This is a genomic window from uncultured Marinobacter sp. (assembly GCF_947259545.1).
Lineage (GTDB): Bacteria > Pseudomonadota > Gammaproteobacteria > Pseudomonadales > Oleiphilaceae > Marinobacter.
In genome coordinates this window covers 745760-763732 of the sequence record NZ_CAMYMK010000007.1, presented here as the reverse complement: position 1 = coordinate 763732, position 17973 = coordinate 745760, and the positions used below count along the sequence as shown (strand labels likewise).

General features: G+C 59.4%; 14 protein-coding genes. 9 read left to right on the top strand and 5 right to left on the bottom strand.

Annotated features, from left to right (window positions below):
* The first annotated feature begins 131 nt into the window (after positions 1–131).
* The 4 genes from dbpA (at position 132) to Q0Y21_RS11220 (ending at position 5158) form a co-directional block, all read left to right on the top strand.
* Complete coding sequence (dbpA, locus tag Q0Y21_RS11235) at positions 132–1505, top strand: ATP-dependent RNA helicase DbpA (RefSeq protein ID WP_297795150.1); 1374 nt, start codon at positions 132–134, stop codon at positions 1503–1505.
* A gap of 225 nt (positions 1506–1730) precedes the next feature.
* Entirely contained in the window at positions 1731–1982 is a 252-nt protein-coding gene (locus tag Q0Y21_RS11230) for an OadG family protein (RefSeq protein WP_297795147.1), read from the top strand.
* Between the two features lie 40 nt (positions 1983–2022).
* The gene (gene oadA, locus Q0Y21_RS11225) at positions 2023–3810 is read left to right on the top strand and encodes a sodium-extruding oxaloacetate decarboxylase subunit alpha (RefSeq protein WP_297795144.1); all 1788 of its coding nucleotides are present in this window, start codon (positions 2023–2025) and stop codon (positions 3808–3810) included.
* Between the two features lie 13 nt (positions 3811–3823).
* Complete coding sequence (locus tag Q0Y21_RS11220; protein ID WP_297795142.1) at positions 3824–5158, top strand: sodium ion-translocating decarboxylase subunit beta; 1335 nt, start codon at positions 3824–3826, stop codon at positions 5156–5158.
* Between the two features lie 52 nt (positions 5159–5210).
* Here Q0Y21_RS11220 and Q0Y21_RS11215 read toward each other — a convergent pair whose 3' ends face one another.
* Genes Q0Y21_RS11215 through imuA form a run of 3 tightly spaced genes read right to left on the bottom strand, consistent with a single transcriptional unit; the run spans position 5211 to position 10447 of the window.
* Positions 5211–8330, bottom strand: a complete 3120-nt coding sequence (locus Q0Y21_RS11215; RefSeq protein WP_297795139.1) for an error-prone DNA polymerase — start codon at positions 8328–8330, stop codon at positions 5211–5213.
* Positions 8330–9748, bottom strand: a complete 1419-nt coding sequence (locus tag Q0Y21_RS11210; protein ID WP_297795136.1) for a DNA polymerase Y family protein — start codon at positions 9746–9748, stop codon at positions 8330–8332. Before Q0Y21_RS11210 ends, Q0Y21_RS11215 begins: the two co-directional genes overlap by 1 nt.
* 9 nt (positions 9749–9757) lie before the next feature.
* A complete protein-coding gene (gene imuA / locus Q0Y21_RS11205) occupies positions 9758–10447 on the bottom strand; it encodes a translesion DNA synthesis-associated protein ImuA (protein ID WP_297795134.1) in 690 nt (229 codons plus the stop codon).
* Between the two features lie 131 nt (positions 10448–10578).
* Here imuA and Q0Y21_RS11200 point away from each other — a divergent pair, with 131 nt between their 5' ends.
* A complete protein-coding gene (locus tag Q0Y21_RS11200) occupies positions 10579–10920 on the top strand; it encodes a 4a-hydroxytetrahydrobiopterin dehydratase (RefSeq protein ID WP_297795131.1) in 342 nt (113 codons plus the stop codon).
* Between the two features lie 25 nt (positions 10921–10945).
* On the opposite strand, the gene Q0Y21_RS11195 is transcribed toward Q0Y21_RS11200, so the two are convergent.
* Positions 10946–11890: an aldo/keto reductase gene (locus tag Q0Y21_RS11195; RefSeq protein WP_297795129.1), complete on the bottom strand. Its 945-nt coding sequence runs from the start codon at positions 11888–11890 to the stop codon at positions 10946–10948.
* The gene (locus tag Q0Y21_RS11190; protein WP_297795126.1) at positions 11887–13206 is read right to left on the bottom strand and encodes an MFS transporter; all 1320 of its coding nucleotides are present in this window, start codon (positions 13204–13206) and stop codon (positions 11887–11889) included. The genes Q0Y21_RS11195 and Q0Y21_RS11190 overlap by 4 nt, the downstream gene beginning before the upstream one ends.
* Positions 13207–13317: 111 nt before the next feature.
* Between Q0Y21_RS11190 and Q0Y21_RS11185 the strand changes: the two genes are divergently transcribed.
* The 4 genes from Q0Y21_RS11185 to Q0Y21_RS11170 all read left to right on the top strand — a co-directional run bounded on the left by Q0Y21_RS11185 (position 13318) and on the right by Q0Y21_RS11170 (position 17973).
* A complete protein-coding gene (locus Q0Y21_RS11185) occupies positions 13318–14196 on the top strand; it encodes a putative RNA methyltransferase (protein WP_297795123.1) in 879 nt (292 codons plus the stop codon).
* Positions 14196–14567: a DUF202 domain-containing protein gene (locus tag Q0Y21_RS11180; protein ID WP_297795120.1), complete on the top strand. Its 372-nt coding sequence runs from the start codon at positions 14196–14198 to the stop codon at positions 14565–14567. The genes Q0Y21_RS11185 and Q0Y21_RS11180 overlap by 1 nt, the downstream gene beginning before the upstream one ends.
* A 147-nt stretch (positions 14568–14714) precedes the next feature.
* The gene (locus tag Q0Y21_RS11175) at positions 14715–17114 is read left to right on the top strand and encodes an ATP-binding protein (protein WP_297795116.1); all 2400 of its coding nucleotides are present in this window, start codon (positions 14715–14717) and stop codon (positions 17112–17114) included.
* A complete protein-coding gene (locus Q0Y21_RS11170) occupies positions 17107–17973 on the top strand; it encodes a universal stress protein (RefSeq protein ID WP_297795113.1) in 867 nt (288 codons plus the stop codon). The genes Q0Y21_RS11175 and Q0Y21_RS11170 overlap by 8 nt, the downstream gene beginning before the upstream one ends.

Genomic DNA, 17973 nt, shown 5'->3' with positions numbered 1-17973 from the left:
TAAATAGTTGCTGACTCTGATGCCTCGTCCTGGTGATGAATTAACCAGACGGGGCGCTCGCTGATAAGGTAGTATACGCGCACCGCAAACTCCGCCATAACCAGCATTATTCATTTCAGGATTTTCTATTTATGTCTTCCTTTAACCAGCTTGGCCTTTCCCAGGCCATGGTCTCCAATCTTGCACAGTTGGGATTCCAGCAACCCACGCCCATACAGGCCAGGGCGTTGCCTGCTGCCATCGCTGGGAAGGATGTTATTGCCATGGCGCAAACAGGCAGTGGTAAAACAGCGGCGTTTGGTATCGGGTTGATTGAGAAGCTCAGGACCCGGCAGTTTTCGGTCCAGGGGCTGGTTTTGTGTCCGACCCGGGAGCTCGCCGATCAGGTAGCCAAGGCCCTGCGGGAGCTGGCACGGGCAAAGACCAATGTGAAGGTGTTGACGCTGTGTGGGGGTGTTGCCATCGGGCCGCAGATTGGCTCCCTGAGTCATGGCGCCCATATCATTGTCGGCACACCAGGACGAATCCAGGATCATCTGCGCAAGGGCACACTGACCCTGAATAGGCTACAAACCCTGGTGCTGGATGAAGCTGATCGCATGCTGGATATGGGCTTTCAGGATGCGGTGGAAGATATCATCAGTCAGGCGCCATCGCAGCGTCAGACTCTGATGTTCTCGGCAACCTGGCCGGCCGCTATTCGCACGCTCAGTGAGCGTTACCAATCGAATCCTGTGGATATCCGGGTTGAAGGGCATATTGAAAAGCCCGACATTCGTGAAATCTTCTATGAGATTGCCTCCGGCCAGCAGGCGGATGCACTGGCGGCGCTGCTGTCGGATCTCCAGCCTGCCTCCTGTATTGCCTTCTGCACCACCAAGCAGCAGTGTGATGAATTGGCCGCGGCTCTGGGTGATCGTGGTTTCTCGGCTTTGCCCCTGCACGGAGATCTCGAGCAGAGGGATCGTGACAGCGTGCTGGTTCGCTTCGGGAACCAGAGTTGCTCGGTCCTGGTGGCAACGGATGTCGCTGCCCGTGGGTTGGACATCAAGGCGTTGCCGCTGGTGGTGAATGTCGAGCCGGCCAGAGATCCGGAGGTTCACACCCACCGCGTTGGCCGAACCGGCCGGGCAGGTGAGGCGGGTCTGGCAGTAACTCTGTGTACACCCTCCCAGGGCCATAAGATTTCCCGTCTGGAATCCCAGCGTGACGAGGAAGTGCGGTGGGGAGATACCGAAAAACTGTTAGCCAATCCTGACAGGCCAGTTGTGCCGACCATGCGTACGTTATGCATTTCTGGTGGCCGCAAGGACAAGGTCCGGCCGGGAGATGTATTGGGAGCGCTCACCGGAGAGGCAGGTATTCCGGGCAAAGCCGTTGGCAAGATTGATCTGTTTGACTTCCAGTGCTTTGTGGCAGTTGACCGTAGTGTCGCCGGAGAGGCGCTGAATAGGCTGGAGAATGGCAGGATAAAAGGCCGTAAAATGCGCGTCCGATATGCCTGAGTGGAGGTGGATTATAGCGGGCCTTATGTCTGTCATAATGGGTCTTGAGGCTCGGAAAGCGCGTATAGTAATTCGCATTCAGGTTGCCCGAAGCAATCTAAACCGGTAAATTACGCAGGATTTTGCCTCCCGATTTGTTTTCGTTGGGCCTACGACTTTGGTCCAACGCGGTTGTGCCGGGCAGATCGGGGAAATCACACAAACCAGAACAGGTAGCTATTCGATATGAATGACCTGATGTCACAAGCCGTAGATTTGATGATTGCAGGCATGGGATTCGTGTTTTCGTTCCTGATAGTGCTGGTTTTTGCCACGCTGCTCATGTCCAAACTCATTTCTCGGTTTGCGCCGCCAGAGCCGGCAACCCCGGCCAGAACGCCACGTGCCAAGCCCAAGGCGCCAACGTCGGTTGACCCTGACACCGCCGAGGCCATCAAGAAGGCGATTGCACAATTCCGGTCGCGCCACAAGAAGTGACCCGGTAAAAGATAGAACCTTTAAACAGAAGGCTGACACGATGACTGACACAAAGAAACCGCTGGGGATTACGGACGTTATCCTGCGTGACGCCCACCAGTCCCTGCTCGCCACCCGTATGCGGCTTGACGACATGCTGCCCATTGCCGAGAAACTCGACAAAGTCGGTTTCTGGTCTCTGGAATCCTGGGGTGGAGCTACCTTTGATTCCTGCATCCGTTACCTGGGCGAAGACCCCTGGGAGCGTATCCGCGAACTGAAAAAGGCCATGCCCAACACTCAGCAGCAGATGCTTCTGCGGGGCCAGAACCTTTTGGGTTACCGTCATTACGCGGATGATGTTGTGGACCGTTTCTGCGAGCGCGCTGCCGAGAATGGCGTCGACGTGTTCCGTATTTTTGATGCGATGAACGATCCCCGTAACCTGGATCGCGCCATCAAGGCCGTACGCAAGACCGGAAAGCACGCTCAGGGCACCATTGCCTACACAACCAGCCCGGTGCACACCATCGACATGTGGGTAGAGCTGGCAAAGGAAGTCGCCGATATGGGTGCGGACTCCATTGCCATCAAGGATATGGCGGGTATTCTCAAGCCTTATGTGGCTTTTGACCTGGTCAGCCGTCTGAAGAAAGAACTGGATATTCCGATTCACATGCAGTGCCACGCGACCACTGGCATGTCTACCGCCACCGCGATCAAAGCGGCGGAAGCCGGCATTGATAACGTGGATACTGCCATCTCTTCCATGAGCATGACCTATGGTCACTCGCCCACCGAGGCCGTGGTTGCCATCCTCGAAGGTACTGACCGCGACACCGGTCTTGACCTGAACCTGCTCGAAGAGATCGCCAGCTACTTCCGTCAGGTACGTAAGAAGTACGCGAAGTTTGAAGGCAGCCTCCGTGGTACCGATTCCCGCATCCTGATTGCCCAGGTACCGGGCGGTATGCTGACCAACATGGAAAACCAGCTGCGCGAGCAGAACGCAAGCGACAAGTTCGACCAGGTTCTGGACGAGATTCCCAAGGTCCGCGAAGACCTGGGCTTCATCCCGCTGGTAACTCCGACCTCACAGATCGTGGGTACCCAGGCGGTACTGAACGTTCTGACCGGTGAACGCTACAAGTCCATCTCCAAGGAAACCTCTGCGATCCTGAAGGGCGAGTACGGTGCAGCACCGGCGCCAATGAACAAGGAGCTGCAGGAGCGTGTTCTGGACGGGAAAGAGCCAGTGACCTGCCGTCCGGCGGATCTGCTTGAGCCGGAAATGGACAAGCTGACCGACGAACTCAAGAAGCTGGCTGATGAGAAAGGCATCAAACTGGCAGAGAACACCGTAGACGACGTTCTGACCTACGCTCTGTTCCCGCAGATTGGTCTCAAATTCCTGGAAAACCGCGACAACCCGGATGCATTTGAGCCGGTTCCGACCGCTGAAGATGCCGCACCTGCCAAGAAGGCTGAAGGCCCCGAGACTTACACCGTTGATGTGAACGGCAAGAAGTTCGTGGTGGCAGTATCCGAGGGTGGCGAAATCACCCAGATCCAGGGCGAGGGCGGTGCTGCTTCTGCACCGGCTGCATCCGCAGCTCCAGCACCTGCTGCTGGCGAAGGTGAGCCTGTGGTCGCACCTCTTGGCGGTAACATCTTCAAGGTTCTGGTTTCTCCGGGTGACACCGTAGAAGAAGGCGATGTGATGATCATCCTCGAAGCCATGAAGATGGAAACCGAGGTTCGCGCACCGAAGGCCGGTACCATCGGTGAAGTCTTCATCAAGGTCGGTGATGCCGTCTCCCCTGATGATGAAATGCTGACAATCGCATAAGGGCCAGCATTCCATGGATAAATTACTGACTCTCTGGACGGGTAGTGGCCTGTTCAATATCGAGATCGGCCAGGTGATCATGATCGCCGTTGGCCTTCTTCTTCTGTTCCTTGCGATTCGCAAGGGTTTTGAGCCATTGCTGCTGGTCCCCATCGGGTTTGGCGGTATTCTGGCGAACATTCCGGAGGCGGGGCTTGCCCTGACTGCGGCGGAAAATGCGATCCACTTCGCCCTGAAAGGCGGAAGCGCCGAGATTCTTGCAGCGCTGGCGGCGCCGCTGGACGTGGCTTACCAGGCCGGTCAGGCAATAACGCCTGAGCTGAAAGAAGCCTTCAAGGTAGCGGTGAAAGAGGCCAGCTATTCCGAAATGGCGATGGCAAACTCTATTGCCCAGGATTTCGGATACGGCAATGGCATGCTGTATAACTTCTACTCGGTAGTTATCGGCAGCACCATCGGGCCGCTGGTGATCTTCATGGGTGTTGGCGCGATGACGGACTTCGGTCCGCTGCTGGCTAACCCTAAGACAATGCTGCTGGGTGCTGCGGCCCAGTTCGGTATCTTCGGTACTGTATTGGGTGCGGCTCTGCTCGACTGGCTCGGTATTCTGGATTTCACCATTCTGGAAGCCGCTGCGATTGGTATTATCGGTGGTGCGGATGGTCCAACTTCCATCTACGTGTCCAGCGTGCTGGCTCCGCATCTGCTTGGTGCCATTGCGGTCTCCGCCTATGCTTATATGGCGATGGTTCCGATGATCCAGCCGCCGATCATGAAGGCGCTGACCAGTCAGAAAGAGCGGGCCATCAAGATGTCCCAGCTCCGCCCGGTGAGCAAGAGAGAGAAGATCACTTTCCCGTTGGTGGTTCTGATTGCGGTTGTTCTCTTCCTGCCAGACGCGGCTCCGCTGCTGGGTATGTTCTGCTTTGGTAACCTGATGCGTGAGTGTGGTGTGGTCGAGCGTCTGAGCGATACTGCCCAGAATGCACTGATTAACATCACCACCATTTTCCTGGGCCTGTCGGTTGGCTCCAAGCTGATGGCAGACAAGTTCCTGGATGGCCAGACGCTGGGTATCCTGGGCCTGGGTATTGTGGCCTTCGGTGTGGGTACTGCCTGCGGTGTTCTGATGGCGAAGCTTATGAATCGCTTCACCAAGGAGCCCATCAACCCGCTGATCGGTTCTGCCGGTGTATCTGCGGTGCCGATGGCAGCGCGGGTCTCCAACAAGGTAGGCCTTGAGGCCAACCCGCAGAACTTCCTGCTGATGCACGCCATGGGTCCGAACGTGGCCGGTGTTATCGGCTCTGCGGTTGCTGCCGGTGTGATGATCAAGCTGTTGAGCTGATCCTCTTATCGCAGTACCGAAAACCCCGCCTTTGTGCGGGGTTTTTTTGTTTTTAATGAAAATTCCTGGAATGAACGGGCAACGACTGAATCAGGTGGCTCAGATCGGAAAGCTTCCCCGCCATCACATGCACAATGTCTCCCTCTCTCTCCAGAATCCCCTTCACATGCAGTAACCGGGCAGTCAATAACGGCTTGCGCTGCCGCCGCGCGGTTTCCAGCCACACCACCACGTTCACATTGCCGGTCTCGTCTTCCAGGGTCACAAAGGTCACGCCGGAGGCGGAGCCGGGGCGCTGTCGGCCGGTGACGAGACCGGCGACCTGGACGGGGATGCCGGCTTTGGTGGTTCTGAGTTGCTCGGCGCTCAGACAGAACGTCAGGTGACCCTGTTCCCGCAGCAGGGCCAGCGGGTGGCGTTGCAGGGTCAGACCCTGGCTGGCGTAGTCGGCGAGGACGTTCTGGCCTTCCGTGGGCTCCGGTAGCTGGGTGCAGTATTCCGGTTGGTATTCAACCGAAGTTTCCTCGGCGAACAGTTCTGTAGGCTGTTCGTGGTCGAGCAGTTGCCAGTAAGCCTGATGCCGGTTGGCGGTGAATCCGGGCATGGCGTTGGCGCCGGCAAGCAGTTCCATATCCCGCTGATTCAGGGCGGCCAGATGGCGGAGTTCGCTGGCGGAGCGGTAGCCGGTTGCCGGGCGGTTCTGGTGGATGCGTTCGGCGCCGTTGGCGGATAGGCCCTGGATGATCCTCAGGCCCAGACGCAGGTGGCGTTCTTTGCTCTCCAGTGTGTGGTTCCATTGGCTGAAATTCACGTCCGGCGGAAGGACGGTAACGTCGTGCCGCCGGGCGTCCTGCACCAGTTGTGAGGGGGAATAGAATCCCATGGGCTGACTGTTGAGCAGGGCGCAGTAAAAGGCCGCGGGATAATGCCGTTTGATCCAGGCGGAGACGTACACCAGCAAGGCAAAGCTGGCGGCGTGGGATTCCGGGAAACCGTAGCCACCGAAGCCACAGATTTGCTGGTAGAGCCGTTCGGCGAAGTCGGCATCGTGGCCGCGTTCGAGCATACCGGTAATCAGTTTTTCCCGGAACGGGGTGAGGTCACCATGGGATTTCCAGGCGGCCATGGCCCGGCGCAGCTGGTCAGCTTCGCCGGCGGAGAAACCGGCCGCCACCATGGCCAGTTTGATGACCTGTTCCTGAAAGATAGGCACGCCAAGAGTACGTTCGAGAACGTTGCGTACGGCATCATTCGGGTAGTCCACTGGTTCCAGGCCGTGTTTACGGCGCAGGTACGGATGCACCATGTCGCCCTGGATGGGCCCGGGTCGTACGATGGCCACTTCGATCACCAGGTCGTAATAGGTCTCCGGTTTCAGGCGCGGCAGCATGTTGATCTGGGCCCGGGATTCCACCTGGAATACGCCGATGCTGTCACCTGTCTGGAGCATGGCGTAGGTGGCCCGGTCTTCCTGGGGGATGTCCTGCATGCGGAATGGCTGGCCCTTTTCCTCGCTGATTAACTCCAGGGCCTTGCGTATGGCAGAGAGCATACCGAGGGCCAGCACATCCACTTTCATCAGGCCCAGGCTTTCCAGGTCGTCCTTGTCCCACTGGATCACAGTGCGGTCGGCCATGGTGGCGTTTTCCACCGGTACCAGCTCGGCCAGCGGCCCGGCGCTGATGACAAAACCGCCCACATGCTGGGACAGGTGCCGTGGGAAGCCCAGCAGGGTGTTGACCAGGCTAAAGAACTGGTCTGCCACCTGCGGGTTACGGGTGATTTTCTTGTCCAGGATCTGCTGGCGCCAGTTGGTGGCCTGGTCTCGCCAGTCAATACCTTCCAGCAGTTGTTCTACCAGGGCGGGATCAAAGCCGAGGGCCTTACCGACGTCGCGAATGGCGCTGCGGGGCCGGTAACGGATCACCGTGGCGGCCAGGGCGGCCCGCTCGCGGCTGTAGCGCCGGTAGATATACTGGATGACTTCTTCCCGCCGTTCGTGCTCGAAATCCACATCAATATCCGGGGGCTCGTTCCGGTCTTTGGAAATAAACCGCTCGAACAGCAGTTCCACCCGGGCCGGGTTCACTTCGGTGATGCCCAGGCAATAACAGACCGCAGAGTTGGCCGCCGAACCCCGGCCCTGGCAGAGAATCCCCCGGCTGCGGGCAAAGGCCACGATGTCGTGGATGGTCAGGAAATAGTGCTCGTACTTCATCTCGGAGATCAGGCCCAGCTCCTTGCGGATCAGGCTCTGGACCTGCAGCGGCGTGCCTTCCGGATAACGCCGGCGCTCGCCCTCACTGGTCAGCCGCTTCAGGTAAGCGGCAGGGGTTTCGCCTTCCGGTACCAGATCCGGCGGGTATTCGTAGCGCAGGCTGCCGGGCTCGAAGGTGCACTCTCGGGCAATGGTCAGGGTTTCATTCAGCCAGGTTTGTGGAAACAGCCGTTGCAGCACGGGTAATGGGCGCAGGTATCGCTCCCCATTCTGGAACAGGCAGTGGCCGGCATTTTCCAGGTTGGTGTGATTGCGCAGGGCCGTGAGCACATCCTGCAGAGGCTGGCGCTCCCGGCTGTGCATGTGTACTTCACCAACGGCGGCAACCGGGATGCGTAACTGGTCAGCCAGCCAGTGTATCCGGGCAAGCCGCTGTTCCTCGCCGGATTCCAGGGTGCGGGCGGCGGCAATCCAGAGCCGCAGATCAAACAGGCGGCCCAGCCATTCGCCGCAGGCCAGGGCCTGATCGGACGCCGCCTCGGCCGGTGAGGGTGGCAGCCACAGGCACAGGCAGTCATCCAGCGTGTGAGTCTCAATGTCACGGCAGAACAGCTGGTACTGGCCTTTCTCGGCCCGGCGACGGCCGGTGGTGATCAACTGGCAGAGCTGGCCATAGCCCTTGCGGGTGCGGGCCAGCAGGATGAAGCGGGGAGTGGTGGCGCCGGGCAGCACATCGGACAGCTCAAACCAGCTGCCGGTAATCAATTGGACCGGGCTTGCTGCCAGTGCCGCCCAGGCCCGGGGGATACCGGCAACGGAACAGGCATCGGTGATGGCCAGGGCCGTGTAGCCAAGTTCGTGTGCCCGCTCGGCCAGCTCCTGAGGGTGAGAGGCCCCGGTCAGAAACGTGAAGTTGCTGAAGCAGAACAGTTCCGCGTACTGACGCTCGGACATCAGCCAAACCACCCATGCACAAACCAGCCCTCCCGGGCATCCCGGAAGACCCAGGCCAACTGGCCGCTGTTCAACTGGGCAATGTAGTAATCCCGGTGCACCCGCTGGCCATCCCACCAGCCACCACTGATGCGCTCCGGGCCAGCAAACCAGGCGACTGGCGCCTCGGTCAGCGGTTGCGGGCCTTTCAGCAGCCAGAGGGGGCGCCTTGGAAGTTCTGTCCCAGGCTTTAATGCTGTGCCGTTCTTGCGCAGAACTTCCGAAGCAGACCATGCCCGCTCGGGGCGATGATCGGCCTGGGGCGAGAGCTGTCTGAGCGCTTTTGCCCCGAGCCGGGCCTGCAAGCGGCTGATCAGTGTATGCCAGGCCTCGTTCAGATCCTGTGTTTCGCCCAGCAAATCCTGGCCGGAGGGCGCCTCCCGGGACAGGAAGCGCTTCACCGACAACGTCAGAGAAATCACCGGCGCCTGCAGCGAGTGCTGCTCCAGCCGCAGGCGAATCAGGTTGAGGAAATTGTCGGCCCGGTGCTCCGGTCCGGAAGTGCGGATGTGTAAACGTGTAGGTTCCGAGTGCCGGTGTTTCAGCACCAGCCGCAGGCTGTCGGTATCCTGCTGACGCCAGCAAAGATCCTCTTCCAGTTCCGTGAGCATTCGCTGGAGCGGAAACAGCAGCCCCTGGGTGTGCTCGATCTCCTGCACGAAATCCGCCTGTTGGCGGAAAGAGTGGGGCGGCTGCCAGGGTGTTCGCGGGTCTGGCCGGGTGCCCTGGATCTTCTGGATGTAAGCCAGCAGTTCGGGTGAGAGACGGCGGGCCAGTTCGCCGGGCGGCAAATCAAAAACCTCTCCCAGTGTGTTCAGTCCCAGCCGCTGTAGTCGGGTGCAGGCTTTCTCATCGAATTCCGCCGCAAGCAGGGGCATTTGGCTCAGGGCTCGCTGAATGTGGCCCTTGTCTGACGTGCATTCCCCCTTGCCTGCACGAGCAATCAGGCGGGCTGCCAGGGGCGTGTAGCCAATCCCGATCCAGGCATTCAGCTGACGTTCATTCAGCCCCTGTTCCACCGTTTGCCAAACGGCGGGCAACCCACCATACAGCTTCTGCAGGCTGCCGACCTCGGCCAGCATGCCATCGGGAGGAACCAGCACAATGTGGGCCGCGTAGCGGTAAAGCCAGCGGGCCTGGTCTTCCAGGATTCCGGCTTCCCGGGAGGCATCGGCCCGGACCATGCCCAGATCCGGCGCCAGGCTGATGGCGGTTTTCAGGCGCATACCAGTACGGATGCCCTGGGTCCTGGCCTCAGGGCAGGCCTGGATAACCCTTTGGCCAGAGCCTTCCACAATGACCAGAGCGCCCTGATCTTCACGGGAACGGCGAATGTGGTCCAGCAACAGGTGCGGGAAATGCAGATACAGCCACAGCATGACGAATGATTACCCGGTTGAACCCGACCAGGGGCCCCGGACGATCCGGGTGGTTTCACGGAATGACAGGTCGGCCCGCTGGGCCATGGCCAGTGAGCAGCGTTGCCCGGGCCAGCTGCCCCGGCGCTTCAGCACATTCACCTTGAGGGCCTGTTGCTCATCGGGTTCCAGCTCCAGACGCAGGGCAGCCGGAGAGTTCTGCTCGGCGTAACGCCGTTCCCGGAACAGTACGCACACATTGCTGCCGGCTTCAGCAGCCAGCTGCAGGCGCCGGACTTCCCGGGAGGCCAGTTTCCCGGGCCAGGCCACAACCAGCCCGGTCACCGGTGAGCGCAGGCAGTTTTCCAGTGTCCACAGAAAGTCGCCTTCGTCTTCGGTTTGGATCAGCACTACCTGGTCCAGATTGACACCTGCCCGGGCCAGGGCCGGTGCATAGGGCGTGTGCGGCGGATTCAGCCAGAACACGGTTCTACCCTCAGCACACACCCGTTGCATCAGTGGTAGCAGCAAATGCAGCTCCCCGATACCCGGTGCATCAAGAAGACATTCACTCAGGGCGCCCCGGGGCCAGCCCAGGCCACCAAGCTGGTTATCCAGCACCTGATACCCGGTTGGTTCCGCAGTCTGTGTGGTCTGTACGTGACGGTGCCCCTGCCAGACACGGGCATCCTGCATCAGCGTGTTCAGAAGCTCGCTCATGATGAAAACTCTCGAAATACTGTTTAAATATACAGTATTCCGAAAAGGCGGGGATTTCAATAGCGGGCTTGATAATGTAGAGCCCGGCACCCACGCTTGTAGTACCAGTCATTAATCAGGGAGGTTGAACCATGAGTTCACTGACCACGCAATCCTGCGAAGCCTGTCGTGCGGATGCCCCGAAAGCCACCGACGAAGAGAAGCAGAGCCTGCAGCGAGAAGTTCCGGAGTGGCAGCTTATTGAACTGGATGGCGAAGAGCAGCTGAAGCGGGTTTTCAAGTTCAGCAATTTTGCCAAGGCCCTGGCGTTTACTAACACGATCGGGGAACTGGCCGAAGCGGAGGGCCATCATCCTGCCATCCTGCTGGAATGGGGTAAGGTGACCGTACGCTGGTGGACCCACAAGATCGGTGGTCTGCACAGGAACGACTTCATCATGGCGGCGCGCACCGATGCCGCCTACGAGGGCTGATCAGCAACGTTCCGGTCCGTTGTGATCACAGGCCAGCGATATGGTGGATCATCCTCTGACGCATTTCCTCGTCGGGTAGAGCCCCCATGGCAGCACCCATATTGTCCGCCATGTGACGGGCCTTACTGGTTGCCGGTGTGGCCGTGGTGACTGCCGGGTGGGCGACGACGAACTTCAGGAAGAACTGACCCCAGGAATAAGCGTCGAATTCCGCCGCCCAGGTGGGCACATCTTTGCCCTTCACTTTGTCCCAGAGCCGGGTTCGGCCGAAAGGAGCGTAGACCAGTACGCCTATGCCTTTTTCCCTGGCCAGTGGCAGTATCCGCTGCTCCATCGTTAGGTTGTCGACGGCGTAATCGATGCCGATGAAGTCCAGGGGTTCCCGCGCCATGATGCTCTCCAGGCTTTCATACTGGCGGGGGAAGGTGGTGGTTACGCCGATATAACGCACCCGCTGTTCTTCCCGCATCTCCTTGAGAATGCCGAGTTGCGTGGGTACGTCCCCGAGGTTATGGACCTGTATCAGGTCGATGACCGGTGTACCGATGCGCCGGAAGGAAGTTTCGATCTGCTCTCTCGCAGTGTCGGGATTGGCCTTGCCGCCACCCCATCCGGCAACGTTCACCTTGGTGGCCCAGAACAGGTCATCGGTGATGTTCAGTTCCTCGGCGATTTGCCCGGCCACTGCTTCCGAAGCGCCATAGCTCGGGGCAGTGTCGAAGACGTTGCCGCCTTTCTCGACCAGTGTTTTCAGAACGTTCCGTAAGGCATTCCGGTCGTCACTGCGGGACACACTGGCGAAAGTGGCGGAGCTGCCCAGCCCCACCACTGGCAGGCGTTCGCCGGAGGACGGGATGGCACGGGTGATCAGTTCCAGTTGTTTGTCCTCGGCCCAGAGCATGCCGGGATTCAGGGCCAGTGTAGCGCCGGCGGCGAGGGTGAGTTTCAGGTAGTCTCTGCGGGAAATCATGGTGATGTCCTCTTTTCGGTGGCGTCCTCCGATTCCAGAGCGGTCGCGATGGACTGTTGCGTCCTGCCCAACCACAGCCCCAGTAGGGCCCACATCAATGCCAGGGGAACCGCGACGCTGGCCACGGCGGCCAGCCCCATACCCAGGCGCCCGAGCAGGCCTTCTACCTGCGCGCCCACCACATCACCACCACGATAGACGAAGGTATCAATAAAGGCCTTGGCTTTGTATTTGTCCTCCCGGCTTGCCACGGTATACAGGGTTTCCCGGGCCGGGCGCATAATGGCGCGCTGTACCGCACGGAAGGAAGCTTCCAGGGTAATCAGCGCCGCCAGGGAGCCGACCATGGCCAGGCCGATAAAGCCCAACACTGTAGTTAAAGGTAGCAGAGCCAGGGTGATGTGTACGCCGAGCCGTTTCATCAGGTGGCCGGCTACCAGTGCCTGCATGATGAGCGTGGCCGCCTGGGTGATCAGATCGATTCTGGCAAACAGGGTGGTTCTCTGGTCGGTGCTTTCACCGAGTTCGGCCACCATCTGCAACCGCGTGAAATAAATGAACGTAACCACGATCGCCAGGATGATGACGTAGGTGGCTATGCCCGACAGGTAACGGGAACGAAACACTGCCCGAAAGCCTTCCCAGGCTTTACCACCGATCAGTTCGCGCTCGTCGATGGCTGGCCGGGTATCGTGTGTGCGACCGATCCGGTCCGGCTGTACGTGGGTAACAGCCCAGCAGGCAGCCAGCGCCAGAGCCAGAAACCCGGTGCTGACAAGAAGCAGGGCCGGGGTCCCCAGGGGCTCAGCCAGCACGGACGTCAGCCAGGGCCCGAAAATGGCCCCGCAGGTACCGCCCACGGCGATGACACCGAAAAAGCGTTTGCCCTGATCGAGGGTGAAGCGATCCGCCATCACCGCCCAGAACACCATGGTGATGAACAGATTGAACACGCTGAACCAGACATAGAAAATCTGCCCGGTGGTGACGCCGATGACGTTGGGGGCCCGCGTCATGACCAGATAAAACGCCACCAGGCTTAACCCGAAAAACACGTAGGTCGTGGTGATGAAGGTCAGGCGGCGCAGGCGGCTGACCAGCAGCCCGAACACCGGATTGATCATCAGGGTAATGACCGCGGTGCCGATAAACAGCCAGCGTACGGTTTCAATGCCACCCTGGATACCAAGGGCCTCCCGCGCGGGGCGCAGAACCATCAGCGCGGTGAGTACACAGAAAAAGAAAAACACCGCGAGCATGACCGGGAGGATTTCCTCGCGGTTGATGTTGAGCAGCTTGGCGAACGGGTTGCTCATAAACACGCAACGGGCTGGTTTGGTGACAGGCGTGGCTTTAAATTTAGACCATCGGGGGCGTTTGGGTTAGCCTTGCATCCCCGTACACAGATGAACTCAGGCGGATACTGCATGCCCGTTACCCCGTTTCAGGCTCTGGCCTGCCCGTTGGATGGCGACCCGCTGACCCGGACTGACACGGCCTGGCGCTGCCCGTCAGGTCACAACTTTGATATCGCCCGTCAGGGCTACACGCACCTGTTACCGGTGCAGAACAAGCGCTCCCGCAACCCTGGCGACAGCAAGGAGATGGTAGCGGCACGCCGCAACCTCCTGAATGGTGACTTCTATCAACCCATCGCCGCTGCGGTGAATCGTGCGGTGTTGGCGGAAGCTCCTGGTGAAGGCTCCATCAGCTGCCTGGATGCTGGTTGCGGGGAAGGGTATTACCTGAGGCAGCTGGCGGCTGCGGCCGGAGAACGATACTCCCTTGAACTGCTGGGCGTGGATATTTCCAAGTGGGCGGTGCTGGCGGCCGCGAAACAGGACAAACGACCGGCATGGGTGGTGGGCACCAACGCCAGATTGCCGGTGTTATCTGATTCCGTGGACCGGGTGCTATGCTTGTTCGGGTTTCCGGTGTATTCCGAGTTTTCCCGGGTTCTGAAACCGGGTGGTCAGCTGATCCAGGTGGATGCGGGGTCGGAGCACCTGCTGGAGCTGCGGGAGATTATTTATCCTGCATTGAAGCCAGAAAAGAACGTGGCCGCCAAAGCCCCGGAGGGCTTCATTGCCCTGAATACCACAACAGAGCGATTTACCCTGGCGCTCAACAGCCAGGACCGGATCGCCGATTTGCTGGCAATGACGCCGCATCTGTACCGGGCGAGTGCAGAGGGACTTGAGCGTGCCGCCGCGCTGGACTCCCTGACGGTAACCGTGGATATACGCATTACCTGTTACGGGCACGCACCCGAGAACCCGCTTCTGGACGGAAAGGAAAGCACCTGATGTCAGACCTGAAAGACCCGCGAGTGTTGTTTGCCGCCGAACGTACCCTGCTGGCATGGAATCGGACCAGTTTGTCCTTTATCGCCTTCGGGTTCCTGATCGAGCGGGCTGGTTTGTTGTTACACGCCCTGGCTCCGGACGTCGTGGGGGCCATTAACTCGGTGCTGACGTTCTGGATCGGCATACTGTTTATTTTGCTGGGAGCGTTCGCGGCGATCTGGTCGTCACGCCAGTTCCGGGCGCTGTTGCGCACCCTGACCCCTGCGGAGTTCCCGGAAGGCTATGGATTCCGCTGGGGGCTGACAGTCAATATGATCGTGGCATTCCTCGGTACGATACTCGTGGTTTCCCTGTTCGTGGGTCGTATGTGATAGGGCCGGGCTGCCAGCCTGGTCGTCTGATCCCGAAAATCCGCGTCTGAATGGCACCGGATCATCTATAGTTTCCTCATGACAGTGTATCAATCGGTCTGGCACCAAGGCATCTCGCTTTACCGTTGAAACCATCAGGAGGATGTAATGCCGTTACCCGCACCTTTGACCGGAGAGCAGGTCTACTACCGTTGTCCGCCGGAAAAGCTGGATTTCATTACCACGGAGGATCTTGAAGACCTGGAGCAGCCCTGCGGACAGGATCGGGTTCTGAGGGCGCTGGAGTTCGGTGCCAATATGCAGGCCGATGGCTTCAACCTCTTTGTTCTCGGGCCTTCAGGGGCGGAAAAGCACGAACTGGTGCAGCGTTTTCTCTCGCAACAGGCGGCCCGGCAGCCGGTACCCCCCGACTGGTGCCATGTTTTCAACTTCCGGTATTCGGACCGACCGAATGTCATTCAGCTATCGGCAGGGGAGGGGCAGCAGTTCAAGGGGGACATGAGCGACCTGGCCGAGGAACTGCGCACCGCCATTCCGGCAGCCTTTGAGAGCGAGGAATATCAGGCCCGGCTCCAGGAACTTCAGGAAGAAATGGCCAGGCGCCAGCACCAGGGCCTGTCTGGCATTCAGGAGGAGGCGAACGCCAACAACATCGCGATGATCACCACCCCGGCGGGTTTTACCTTTGCGCCGATGCGTAAGGGTGAGGTGATTGACCCGGAAGAGTACAAGACCTTATCTGACGAAGAGAAACAACTGATTGAAGCCAAGGTCGAGGAATTACAGAAAAAACTCCAGCAGACCATCCAGCAGATTCCCAGATTGCGCAAGGAAGTGCGGCAACGAGTCCATGCCCTGAACGAAGAAATGGTTCAGCTGACGCTGGGCGGACCCATTGGCGAACTGCGGGAGAAATGGTCGCATCTTCCTACGGTTGTCGATTACCTGGATGCGGTTCGTGAAGACGTGGTTGAGCATGCCGAAGCGTTCCAGGACAGCGATGAAGGCCCTCCGGTCGGCCTGCTGGCCCGCTACAAGGTCAATCTACTGATAGACAACGCCGATACCGTGGGAGCGCCCGTTATCTATGAGGACCTTCCCAATCACCAGCACCTGACCGGCCAGATTGAACACCGGGCTCGCCAGGGCAACCTCTACACCGATTTTACTCTGATCCGCGGTGGCTCCATGCATCGCGCCAACGGCGGGTATCTGATCCTGGACGCCCGGCGTGTACTTACCCAGCCAATGGCGTGGGAGAGCCTCAAGCGGATTCTGTTCTCGGGTGAAATCCGTATTGAGTCGCTGGAACGGCTTTATGGCCTGGTTAGTACCGTCAGCCAGCAGCCCGAGCCGATACCGGTTTCGGTCAAGGTGGTGCTGCTCGGGGATCGGATGCTGTATTACCTGCTCTCCCATTACGACCCCGATTTTCTGGATCTGTTCAAGGTAGAAGCGGATTTCGAGGACGACCTCGATCGCAGCGACGACTGTTACGAACTCTACTCCCGGATGATCGCCACCATGGCCCGCGCGCTGAAAATGCGGCCTCTGGAGCGTGATGCGGTGGCCCGGCTGATTGAGCACGCCAGTCGTCTGGCCGCGGATCAACGCAAGTTGACCGCCCACGATCGCGTGCTTCGGGACATTCTGAGCGAGGCGGACCACTGGGCCGGCCAGTCTGGTGCAGATACGGTCGAAGCCAGTCACATTCAGCAGGCCATCGATGAGCGGGAATACCGGGCCAGCCGGGTTCGCGAGCGAAGCCGGGAGCAAATAACCCGGGGTGTGGTGATGATCGCTACGGAAGGTGAGGAGGTGGCGCAGATCAATGGCTTGTCGGTGCTCAGACTGGGTGCCTCCATGTTCGGGCAGCCCACGCGGATTACCGCGACGGCTCGCCCGGGCAAGGGCCAGGTTGCGGATATCGAGCGGGAAGCCAAACTCGGTGGTCCCATTCACAGCAAGGCAGTGATGATTCTTTCGCGGTTTCTGGCAAGCCGTTATGCGGGTGAAGGGGAGTTGTCCCTGTCGGCAAGTCTGGCCTTTGAACAATCCTATGGTGGGGTAGAGGGGGATTCCGCGTCGGTGGCTGAAACCTGTGTGCTGCTTTCGGCCATTGCCCGGATTCCCCTGAAACAGTCCTTTGCGGTCACCGGATCCATGAACCAGCACGGTGAAATTCAGGCCGTTGGCGGGGTTAATGAGAAGATAGAAGGGTTCTTTGACGTCTGCCGGGAAGCGGGCGAGATCCGGGGGCAGGGCGTTTTACTGCCAGCCAGTAATGTTGAACACCTGATGCTCAGAGCCGATGTGCGGCAGGCGATCGCCGAGGACCGGTTCCGGATTTACCCGATTTCCGACATCAACCAGGCCATTGAACTTTTAACCGGCCTGGAAGCCGGTGAGCCGGACAGTAACGGGGAATATCCGGAGCATAGCTTCAACCGGCAGGTGGCCGAGCGGCTGACGAGGTTCGCTGAAGTCAGCAAAAAACAGGATGAAAACGGAGGCAGTAATAACGGCGGGGGCAGGAGCAGTGACTGACTTAGCGGATGATCAGAGCGGCCACGGCATGTTAACAGGGCGGGTACTGGTTCTTCTGGATGGATCCAGGATGGGCTATGCCGCTCTTGATGCGGCGGCAGACATTGCGGCACGCACCGGAGCCGATGTGCTGGGGATTTTTGTTGAAGAACTGAATCTGCTGCGCAGTGCCGGCTATGGTTTTTCCCGGGAAGTCGGGGCCGCATCAGGTATCAGTCGGCCTTTGGATTCAGCCATGCTCGAACGACGCATGCGACGTCTGGCGCAGGAAGTCGAGGAGGCATTGGCTCGCAAGGTTAGCAGCCGTGGTGGGCGTCACGAGCTGAGTGTCGCCCGAGGTCGGGTTGTTGATGAGGTGCTGGCGTTGGCGGGCCCGCAGGATCTGCTCGTACTTGGTCGAGTCGGCTGGTCACTGGTGCCTGGATCCCGTCTTGGTTCCACGGCCCGCGGGTTGATTCGCAAGTCGTCCTCCAGGGTGTTGTTATGGTCTGAAGGAATGGTCTCGCCCCGTAACCGGATCATTGTATTTCTGAATGACCATGCGGATGCCAATCACCGGGCTCTTCAGGCGGCCACAGAAGCCTCTCGTTATCATCAGTTGCCAGTTACCGTGTTGTTACGGTCTGAGAACGATATATCGGCAGACCAACTTGAGGCGATCAGGCAAGACCTGGACGTCCTGGGAGCGGGCACTCGTGTGCGTGTGTTACCTGCCACGGATCCGGACACGGTCGCGAGGGTGTTGCGAGAGGAGCGGGCCGCGCAGCTTGTGGTCAGCCGGGAATGTTCGCTGTTCACTGAACCGGGGGCTGACCAGTTGCTGATTGCCCTAAGCCTGCCCGTGACAGTTACACCCTGA